At 71.9% G+C, this 9,453-nt stretch carries 8 protein-coding genes and 1 tRNA gene; 2 read left to right on the forward strand and 7 right to left on the reverse strand.

Going from position 1 to position 9,453, the window contains the following annotated elements:
- Positions 1-159: 159 nt before the first annotated feature.
- Positions 160-804: a hypothetical protein gene (locus OG965_RS03710; protein ID WP_371649050.1), complete on the forward strand. Its 645-nt coding sequence runs from the start codon at positions 160-162 to the stop codon at positions 802-804.
- Here OG965_RS03710 and selB read toward each other — a convergent pair.
- The 3 genes from selB to OG965_RS03725 form a co-directional block, all read right to left on the reverse strand.
- Positions 749-2,512: a selenocysteine-specific translation elongation factor gene (gene selB / locus OG965_RS03715; RefSeq protein ID WP_371649052.1), complete on the reverse strand. Its 1,764-nt coding sequence runs from the start codon at positions 2,510-2,512 to the stop codon at positions 749-751. The genes OG965_RS03710 and selB overlap by 56 nt on opposite strands.
- Position 2,513: 1 nt before the next feature.
- On the reverse strand, positions 2,514-3,830 hold the full coding sequence (gene selA, locus OG965_RS03720; RefSeq protein WP_371649053.1) for an L-seryl-tRNA(Sec) selenium transferase: 1,317 nt from the start codon (positions 3,828-3,830) through the stop codon (positions 2,514-2,516).
- A gap of 24 nt (positions 3,831-3,854) precedes the next feature.
- Positions 3,855-3,947, reverse strand: a tRNA-Sec gene (locus tag OG965_RS03725).
- A gap of 58 nt (positions 3,948-4,005) precedes the next feature.
- Here OG965_RS03725 and selD point away from each other — a divergent pair.
- Complete coding sequence (selD, locus tag OG965_RS03730; protein ID WP_371649054.1) at positions 4,006-5,025, forward strand: selenide, water dikinase SelD; 1,020 nt, start codon at positions 4,006-4,008, stop codon at positions 5,023-5,025.
- Positions 5,026-5,129: 104 nt separating this feature from the next.
- Here selD and OG965_RS03735 read toward each other — a convergent pair whose 3' ends face one another.
- From OG965_RS03735 to OG965_RS03750, 4 genes are all read right to left on the reverse strand, one after another.
- Complete coding sequence (locus tag OG965_RS03735) at positions 5,130-6,419, reverse strand: MFS transporter (protein WP_371649056.1); 1,290 nt, start codon at positions 6,417-6,419, stop codon at positions 5,130-5,132.
- A 122-nt stretch (positions 6,420-6,541) separates the two neighbouring features.
- Positions 6,542-7,141, reverse strand: coding sequence for a hypothetical protein (locus tag OG965_RS03740; protein ID WP_371649058.1), 600 nt, complete (start codon positions 7,139-7,141; stop codon positions 6,542-6,544).
- Positions 7,138-7,512, reverse strand: coding sequence for a PadR family transcriptional regulator (locus tag OG965_RS03745; RefSeq protein ID WP_371649060.1), 375 nt, complete (start codon positions 7,510-7,512; stop codon positions 7,138-7,140). The genes OG965_RS03740 and OG965_RS03745 overlap by 4 nt, the downstream gene beginning before the upstream one ends.
- A 256-nt stretch (positions 7,513-7,768) precedes the next feature.
- Positions 7,769-9,445: a hypothetical protein gene (locus OG965_RS03750; protein WP_371649062.1), complete on the reverse strand. Its 1,677-nt coding sequence runs from the start codon at positions 9,443-9,445 to the stop codon at positions 7,769-7,771.
- Positions 9,446-9,453: the final 8 nt, after the last annotated feature.

Genomic DNA, 9,453 nt, shown 5'->3' on the forward strand with positions numbered 1-9,453 from the left:
CTTTCTCCGCACCCTTGAGGGAGCCGAAGCGCCATGCCCCTGGTGGCTCTGTGGACCGTGAGCCTGGCCGCCGTGGCCGGGTTCGCCCAGTTGTTCAGTCCTTGAGGCCAGTCCTTCATCGGATTCGTCCGCCCCTTCGTGCAAGGGGATTCCGACCTCATGCGGCGGCGCAACCTGCGCTTCATCGCCACACTCGCGCTCGCGCACATCGCCGCGGCCGGTTTCATGGTCGCGGTCCTGTACCAGGCCGGCACGGTGACGTCCGCTCACCTGCCCTCTCACGTACGGGTCGCGGTGTGCGCCGCAGCGGCGGCGGTGGGCATCGTTCTCGACGCCCGCGCCATCAGACGGGGCACGTTCACCGTCGGCCTGCGCCGGCAGACGACCAAGAGGCTGTCGGACGGCACGGAAACCGCTCCCGGCTGGGTGACGCCCCTGCTGTGGGGGCTGGACACGGGGTTGGTGTGGACGACGTTCCGTATGTCGTGCGCGTCATGGGTGCTTCTGTTCAGTTCGCTGCTGACGGTCGCCCCGCAGTGGTCGGGCCTGGTCTACGGTACGTGCTTCGGCGTCCCGTTGGTCATCGCGACGCTGACCGGGGACCCCGCCGGGATCGGGCGCCGTCGCACGTACTCGCTGACGCGCCTGACCCAGACGGCGGGCATCGTGGTCCTGATGCTGTTGCCGCTGGGAATGGCGGGGAGCCACGTCGCGCGGCGGGCGTCGGCCGCCCCCTCAAGCGCTCACCTCATCGTGAACCCGACCGGATCACCTCCCGGCGGTGATCCGGCAGTCGGCGGGTGAGGCCCTGTTCGTCCAGGTGGTTGAGCATAGGCAGAGACACCCGGCGGGTGGTGTCGAGCGCGCGGCTCGCGGCGCCCACGGTGAACGGCTGTGCCAGCCGCCCCACTTGTACCAGGGCACGTGCCGGGGCGTCTGGCAACAGGACGATCCCGGGCGCGAGACACAGCAGCAGACCCGCGCGGGTCGCTGCCCGGATCTCCCGCTCCCCCAGGCCGAGTTCCGCCAGGCGCGGTGCCGCCGGAGCCCGGAACGGAGCCTGCTCCAGATCGGCGCACACCTGCCGTACCGCGTCGCGGAGCGCTTGCGGCACACCGGCGGATCGGTGCACGATCCTGCCCGCGCGCACCTCAAGAGGCGCCCGGACCAGAGCCTGGACCAGGGCGCGATCGGGCAGCTGGAGCTGGAGCCGGGCCGTCTCCAGCGGCAGGCCGTCCGCGTAGGGCCGCTCCTCGGCGAAGTCGGCCACCAGCGTGGTCAGGCGGTGGAACAGTTCCTGCCAGTACGCGGGGTCGGCAAGCCAGTCCCCGCTCACCGGATCACGGGTGACCGCCACACCCATGGCCTCCAGCAGGGGGCGGCGTATCAGGCGTCGGCGGGCGAGTTCCGTCGCTTCGGTCGGGGTGCCGGCGAGCTGTGCGAGCTCGCGGGCCCGTGTGGCGGCGGCTCCCCGGCGGCGCAGTTCGGGCGGGCGGACGTCGAGGACGGTCACTCCCGCGCTGATCGCCTGGCGGCCGGGGTCGCGCAGCAGTGCCCGGTCGCCGAGGCGCAGCGGGAGCGCGGGGGTGAAGGAGAGCCGGGCGGCGCCGTGGCCGAGCGGGCGAAGGTGCACGGTGCGAGCGGCCGCTCCGATGTGCAGCGTGAGCGTCCGGGGCAGCCGGCCGGCGTCGGTGCCGTGCAGGCGGACGTCGCACACGGTGGTCTGGATGAACTGCCCCGGCGTGAGAAGGGCTTCACCCCGTGGGAGGGCGCCGTGAGCGGGGCCGCGCAGATTGAGGGCGACGCGGGCGGGCGCGGTGACCGTGGGTGTGTCCCGCTCCAGGGTCTGGATGCCCCGCACCTTGGCCCGCAGCCCCTGCGGGGCGGTGACGAGTTCGTCCTCCACATCGATGCGCCCCCGGGGCAGGGTTCCGGTGACCACCAGGCCCGCCCCGCGCACGGTGAAGGCCCGGTCCACCCACAGGCGCACCGCGCCCGACGGGTCCGGTGCGGGGATGCGGTGGACGAGCCGGGCGAGGCCGCGCCGCAGGTGGTCGAGCCCGTGGCCGGTCTTCGCGCTGACCGTGACGGAATCGACGCGGCCCAGCGAGGTGGCGCGGATCTCGGCCAGTGCCCGTACACGGGCGGGGGCGGGGTCCGCGAGATCGCTGCGGGTGATCACGAGCAGGCCGTGGCGCACGTCGAGGGCGTCCAGGGCGGCGAGGTGCTCGGCGGACTGGGGCATCCACCCCCCGTCGGCCGCCACGACGATCATCACGGCCGCCACGGGGCCGATACCGGCGAGCATGTTCGCAACGAAGCGTTCGTGCCCGGGGACGTCGACAAAGGCGATGGTCTCCCCCGAACCGAGGGTGGTCCAGGCGAAGCCGAGGTCGATGGTCAGCCGCCTGCGCCGCTCCTCGGCGAGCCGGTCGGGATCGCGTCCGGTCAGGGCCCGTACGAGGGTGCTCTTGCCGTGGTCGACGTGGCCGGCCGTGGCGACGACGTGCATGTCAGGCTCCCGCCGCTCGCAGCACGGCTTCGAGGATGTGCGTATCACTGGGCTCGGGGACGCAGCGGAGGTCCAGCAGCAGTCGGCCGTGGAGCACACGGCCGATCACGGGCGGAGTGCCGGTGCGCAGGGCGCCCGCGAAGTCGGGCGGCAGAGCGACAGCGCAGGAAGGCAGCGCCGTCCCCGGTGCACCGCCGCCTCCGACGACGGCATCGGCGGCGACGACCTGCGCGTCGATGCCGTGGGAGCGCAAGGACGCGGCGAGCCGCTCGGAGCGCTCCTCAAGCTCGGCCAGGGGCAGGCGCAGAGCCTGCCGCACAGGCGGCTCGGGTCCGGTCAGGGTGGCTTCCAGGGCGGCGAGGGTGAGCTTGTCGACCCGCATGGCACGAGCGAGCGGATGACGTCTGAGACGGTCGACTTCGGCTTCGGTTCCGAAGACGAGGCCGGCCTGCGGTCCGCCGAGGAGTTTGTCGCCGCTGGCGATGACGAGGCCGGCCCCCTCGCTCAGAGCGGTGCTCACGTCGGGTTCGTCGGGGAGAAGGGGCTCTGGGGCCAGCAGTCCTGATCCTATGTCCGCGACGACGGGCAGGCCCAGGGAGGCGAGTTCGCAAAGGCCAGCCTCGGCGGTGAAACCGCGGACGATGAAATTGGACGGGTGGATCTTGAGGATGAAGGCGGTCTGCGGTCCGACGGCCGCGGCGTAGTCACTGAGCCGGGTGCGGTTGGTCGTCCCCACCTCCCGGATCCTCGCACCGGTCGCGGTGAGCAGTTCGTGGATCCGAAAGCCGTCCCCGATCTCCACGAACTCGCCCCGGCTGAGGAGGATTTCCCGTCCCGCGGCCAGGGCGGTCGCCGCCAGCGTCAGCGCGGCGGCGCCGTTGTTGACGACATGGACCGCCTGGGCACCCGGTACGGCGTGCCGCAAGGCGCTGAGCGCGGAGCGCCCGCGGCGGGCACGGCGCCCGCTGTCCAGATCGAGCTCCACGTCCGTGCATCCGGAGGCGGCCGCCACCGCCTCCACCGCTGCCCGCGAGAGCGGGGCGCGACCGAGGTTGGTGTGCACGATCACCCCCGTCGCGTTGTGGACCGGGCGCAGCCCCGACGCCTGGCCGGGCAGCGCGGCCAGGACCGCGCCGACGACGTCCTGCGGCTTCACGTTCCCCTGCCGCACCGCCTGTTGTACGGACTGGACGGTTTTTTTGACCATCGCTCTGCCCAGCCGCGCGATGGCCGCCTGCAAGAGAGGGTCGTCCAGTACGACGGCCGTGCTCGGCACGCTGCGCCGGGGATCCGGCTCGCCCCGCACGGCCTGGTCCACGTCGCGCTCCCCCCACCAAGTCGGCGGAGGCGGACGGGAATCGAACCCGCCTGACCCGGATGCCGGATCACACCGATTTTGAAGATCGGGAGGGGCACCAGCCGCCCTAACGCCTCCATGTCGCCGCTCACCCGCCCCCTGTTCCCCGAGCGGCCGAGAGTGAAATCATCCTGGCATGACGGGACATGAGGTGTCATCAGCGCCCCGATTGACGTCGTACGCGCACGGCGGCGGATGCGCGTGCAAGATTCCCCCCGGTGAACTGGAACAAATCGTCGGCGGGCTGAGCGCCGGGGGCGCCGAGAACCCCGAAGCCGAACTACTCGTCGGCCTCGACACCGGCGACGACGCCGCCGTGGTCCGTATCTCCCCCACCACCGCGCTCGTCTCGACCGCCGACTTCTTCACCCCTGTCGTCGACGATGCCTACGACTGGGGCCGTATCGCCGCGGCCAACGCCCTCTCCGATGTGTACGCGATGGGCGGGCGCCCCGTCACCGCCGTCAATCTGCTCGGCTGGCCGCGCGACGTGCTTCCCTTCGAGCTGGCCGGCGAGGTGCTGCGCGGCGCACTCGACGTCGCGCACAGCGCGGGCTGCCATGTCGCGGGCGGTCACAGCGTCGACGACCCCGAGCCCAAGTACGGCATGGCCGTCACCGGCCTGGTGCACCCCGATCGCATTCTGCGCAACAGCACCGGCCGGGCAGGGCTTCCCCTGACGCTGACCAAGCCGCTCGGCGTGGGCGTCCTCAACAACCGGCACAGGACGACCGGCGAGATCTTCCCGCATGCCGTCGCTTCCATGACCGCCCTCAACGACCGGGCCGGCGCCCAGGCCCTGGAGGCCGGCGTCGAATGCGCCACCGACATCACCGGTTTCGGCCTCCTGGGCCACCTGTACAAACTGGCCCGGGCCTCTCACGTCTCCGCCACCGTGTACGCGGCGGCCGTCCCCTACCTAGACGGCGCTCGCTGCTCGCTGCGGGCCGGATACGTCAGCGGAGGAACCCGCCGCAATCTGGACTGGGTGCGCCCCCATCTCGATGCCGGCGACACCGCCGAGGAAGAACTCCTCCTGCTCGCCGACGCCCAGACATCAGGCGGCCTGCTCATCGTCGGCGAGATCCCCGGCCATCCCGTCATCGGCGAACTCGGCCCCGCCTCGGGCGCGGGCGCGGTCGTCACCGTCGTCTGATCAGGCTGCCGGGTGAGGCCTTCGCGATGGCCGGAGGCGCTAGGCGAGAGCGGCGGTACGAGCCGGACGCGCCGCCCTTCAGGCCACCCAGGTGCCGGTGAAAACTAGACGGTGTCGGGAAGCGGGGCCTCGTCGGGCCGACCATGTGTCGCGCGGGCCGTGTCGTGGCTTGAGCGGCGGGTGCGCTCCGCCCATGCGGCCACCGGCGGGCCTGCCGCGCCCAGAGCCGCGAAGAACGCGCCGAGCAGCAGCCAGCCTGCGTGTCCCAGTCCAAGGACCGCTGTCGTGAGGACCACCGGAGCCAGGGCCTGTCCGGCGTCGAAGGCGATGCCGAAGAAGCCCTGGTACTGCCCTTGGGCGTGGTCGGGGGCGAGACCGAAGCCCAGCGCGAAGCCGCCCGAGGACTCCCATACCTCTCCGAGACTGTGCACGCAGACGGCGAGGATGGCGAGCCCTGGCGCGACCCAGGTCGGAACGTCCGCGGTCAGGGCCATCAAGGGGCAGCTGACCAAGAAGAGCAGCCCGGCGAGGCGGAACGCCCGGCCGCCCTGGCGCGGTGTTTCCACCCGGGAGCCGATCCTGCTCTGGAGCAGCACGCACACCCCGCTGTTGACCGCGTAGACCGCCGCCACGGTCCACCGGGGCGCGTCGGTGTGGGCGGACAGCCAGATCGGCAGGAGCAGGGAGACGGTCTGGTATTGCAGGCCCATGGCACCGTAGAGCGCGGCGAAGGACACGAACGGCCGGTCCGACAGGACGGCCCAGCGGTGGTGCTCCTTGGGCCGGGGCAGGGGCTGGTAGTTCGGGACGCCGATCAGTGCGACCAGTCCGGCGCAGGCGAAGCTGGCGGCGTTGGCGAGGATGAGCGCGGTGTATGCCGGGCGGGTGTTGGCCGAGATGGCGAAGGCGGCGCCGAGGGTGCCCAGGACCACGCCCAGGTTGACGAACGTGCGGAGTTTCGCCCTGAAGGCGGCCGGGCGTTCACCGCCGGCACGGGCGATGAGCGCACCGCCCGCGGCGCCGCTCGCCGCTGCTGCCAGCCGGTCCAGGGTGGCGATGAGCGTGAACGTGACCCAGCTGTGGATGAAGACGAATGCGGCCATCGTCGCGGCCTGCATCGTGAGGGACGTCAGCCAGACCGTGCGCGGCCCGTACCGGTCGGCCAGGTTCCCGGCCGGGATCCCGGCCAGCAGCCCGACCAGCCCGGCGATCGTGAGGCCGACACCGACCCGTGCGGCGGGCAGGTGCACCACCAGCGTGAAGTAGAGCACCGCAGCGGTGTTGAACAGCCCGTTGCCCACCCGACTGACGAAGCTCGCGACGATGAGGGCGCGCTGCGGACCACTTGGCGCCAGCAGGTTGGATATCCGCAGCCTGGCGCTCTTCCCGATCATGAGCAACAGGCTAACAGCGCCCCCGCGGACACCCTCCGCATGGCCCGGGCCGTCTCTCGGACTCACCGATGAGGCGGAGGTGGCCGAAACGTCCTGGCGGGCCGGGGCGTCGGCGGCCGCGCTCAGGCGCGGCGGACCCGCCAGAGCCATGCTGTCGTACTGGCCAGCACGGCGAGCGTCGCCAGGTTGGCGAGGAGGGCCGGACCGTCGCCCGCCGGGGCGGCGCTGGACCATGTCCAGATGCTGATGGCGACGGTCGGCAGGACGGCGGCGAGCAGCACGCCAGTGGTCTTCTGGACCGAGGTCCAGTGCACTGAGGTGCAGAGAAATACCGCGCCGATGACGCGGAACAAGGTGCTGCAGAACTGCACGGCGGGGACGTCGGGGAGGACCGTCGCGAAGAGGAAGGGGATGGTCAGCATCAGGAGCGGGACCAGGGGGTGCACCTTGCCGCGCCGGGCGGGTGCGTCGGCACCGCCCTGGGCCGGGGCCCCGGCGGTCCCGTTCCCCGCCTCGGACAGTGCCGTTGCCGCGATCGTGCGGGGGTCCCCCAACTCCGCCAGGACCGCGCCGATCGCGGCGTCGGGGCGTTCGGCGCGCGTCACCTCGATGTGTTCGGCGAGGTCGGCGAGGAGTTCCTGGCGACGGTCGGCGGGGAGCGCGGAGGCCTCGCGCTCGACGGCGGAGAGGTAGTCGCGTACGGGGTCGGTTGAGGTCTTCATGCGAGGTCTCCGGTGGAGGTGTGGGGGGTGGTCAGGAAGGCGTCGACGGCGTTGCGGAAGCCGGGCCAGACGCGGGTGAACTCGTCGAGTGCGGCCCGGCCGCTGTCGGTGAGCGCGTAGTAGCGACGGGGTGGTCCGGAGGCGGACTCCTGCCAGGTGGTGGTGACCAGGTCGTCGCGGCGGAGCCGGGAGAGCAGCGGGTAGACCGTGCCCTGGCTGGTGGCCAGGGCGCCGGATTCCTCCAACGCGTGGAGGAGTTCCACGCCGTAGCGGGGGCGGTCCCGCATCAGGGCGAGTACGCAGTACTCCAGGACACCCTTGCGCAGCTGGGCGGCTGCCCGGGCCTGCTTGGTCGAATCACCTGGTTCCATGCGATGCAAGATACCTGGTGGAGCAAGTGGATGGGAAGGGGGGTGTAGCTCTTTCGAGAACGGGCTGAGCTGGGAAGACGTTGATTGGTGCGTGGTCGGTGTCTTTGCAGAGCTAACGGAGTCCTACCTGTACCGCGAGTACTTACGCCCGTGGTCCCGGCCGCGATGACAGCGGACGCGGCTTCCGGTCGTGACCACTGCGTACGGTGCGGGCCGGCCCGGAGGCAGCTCCGGGCCGGCCCAGGGGGTATGGGTGTCACCCCGTGCAGTTGACCCTGACAGCGGCCGCCGCGTGATGGGCGTAGGTCTTGGTGGACCCCTTCTTGTTCGTGCCCCGGTCGTGCATCTTCACCGAGATCTTCCTGGTGCCGACCGGGAACGTGCCGCTGACGTCGTACCAACCTCCTTGATGGGCAACCTGGTTGATGGAGAATGACCCCACGAGGTTGTCGCCCTTGGGGGTGAAGGCCCGGTAGACGCTGTAGTACGTCGCGGTGCCGCCGACCCTCATCACGTCACTGCTGCGCGGAATGTAGACGGAGATACGGCATTGCTTGGCATCGGCCGAGGTGTCGAAGAGCCAGTTGACCGAGTTGGCACCGTCCCCCGAACCACCGGACATCGGCATCGACACATACCGCCCGTCGCAGCCCGAGCCCTTGTAACCGCCGGTCGAGCTGGACCAGCCCGTCCGCTTGTCGCTGACGTAGTCATGCATCTGGAAGCGCTGCGGGCCCGAGCAGTACGGTCCGGCGATGGCACTGAACACCGTGCTGGGGCCCTGGGCCGCCGCGCCCTTGGACGCGCCGGAGCCCGATGTCTTGGTTCCTCCCGAGCCGCCACCGGGCTGAGACGAGGGCGACCCGCCCGTCGTGGTCCGGGATTCGCCCCCGCTGCCGGTGCCGGCCTCGGACTTCGCCTGCCCTGCGGGGTGGTCACCCGTAACGCCGCTCCCGGCGGGCACGCCGCTGAGCGCGTGCGTGCCGTTACCGGCGCCGCCATCGCCCGAGCCGGCCCCGCCCCGCTGGTCTCCGCCCCCGCCCTGTCCGGTGTGCGGCGCCGAGCCGGCTTCGCCCCCGCGCTGCTGGGGGTCGGTGCCCGGGACGAAGCCGTCCTTCGTCTTACCGCCGTTCCACGCGGCCGCCTGTTCCCGGCGGGCCGCCTGACCGTCGTCACCGCCCTGGAGTCCCGCCACGATGAACGGTGTGGCGATGAGAGCCGCTCCGGCGAAGGCCGCGGCGATGCGCATGGGCCGCGGAACGCGCCCCACCACGCCTGGGCCACCCCTTTCGGGTCCGTCGCCGTCCCCGGCTTCGTCACCGCTGTCGATGTGGGTGGCCGACTGGCCCGCCTGGGCGGCGGCGGGCGCGCTCGCCACCGCAGCGGACACGGCCGGGGGTTCGGACGATCCGGCTGACGCGGGTGAGGCGGCTGCACCGGATGATCCGGCCGATTCGGCTCGGGTCCCGGCGGCCCCGCCCGCCGAGGCTCCGGCTTCCTTCGCCGCCTCCGTACGGGCCACCTCGGCCGTGGGCTGCACAGCGGTGGAGACCGCCGCCTCTGCCCGGCCAGGGTCGTGTGCCGATGGCACCGTACGTATCGCAGTCCCAGTCGCAGCCGTACCCACCGCCGCTCCGGCGACCGCTCCGAGCGCACCGATCGCGGCCGTCACCGGAAGGGCCTCCTCCTCCGTACTTCCCTCCGCCTCCGGCTCCGGGTCCCGCCCAAGAGTGCCGGGGCGACGGCCCGGCCGCTCGTCCAAACCGCTCTCGACGCTGCCGGTGTTCCCCTCCGCTTGAGCCCGCGCGGGCGCGCCTATGGCGCCGACCGGCGCCTCCTCGTCGGCTGCGGGGTCATCGCCACCGTGGTACTCGGGCACTTCACGGCCGGATGCGTTCTCCGGACCGGCGGATCCGAACAGGTTCCTCTCCATCACTCTCA

It is taken from the genome of Streptomyces sp. NBC_00224 (genome assembly GCF_041435195.1).
GTDB lineage: Bacteria > Actinomycetota > Actinomycetes > Streptomycetales > Streptomycetaceae > Streptomyces.

Bases quoted from the DNA above. Each gene is read 5' to 3' on its own strand.
- OG965_RS03735 (WP_371649056.1), bottom strand. From the start codon at position 6,419: ATGATCGGGAAGAGCGCCAGGCTGCGGATATCCAACCTGCTGGCGCCA.
- OG965_RS03710 (WP_371649050.1), top strand. From the start codon at position 160: ATGCGGCGGCGCAACCTGCGCTTCATCGCCACACTCGCGCTCGCGCAC.
- OG965_RS03745 (WP_371649060.1), bottom strand. From the start codon at position 7,512: ATGGAACCAGGTGATTCGACCAAGCAGGCCCGGGCAGCCGCCCAGCTG.
- selD (WP_371649054.1), top strand. From the start codon at position 4,006: ATGACGGGACATGAGGTGTCATCAGCGCCCCGATTGACGTCGTACGCG.
- OG965_RS03750 (WP_371649062.1), bottom strand. From the start codon at position 9,445: ATGGAGAGGAACCTGTTCGGATCCGCCGGTCCGGAGAACGCATCCGGC.
- selB (WP_371649052.1), bottom strand. From the start codon at position 2,512: ATGCACGTCGTCGCCACGGCCGGCCACGTCGACCACGGCAAGAGCACC.
- OG965_RS03740 (WP_371649058.1), bottom strand. From the start codon at position 7,141: ATGAAGACCTCAACCGACCCCGTACGCGACTACCTCTCCGCCGTCGAG.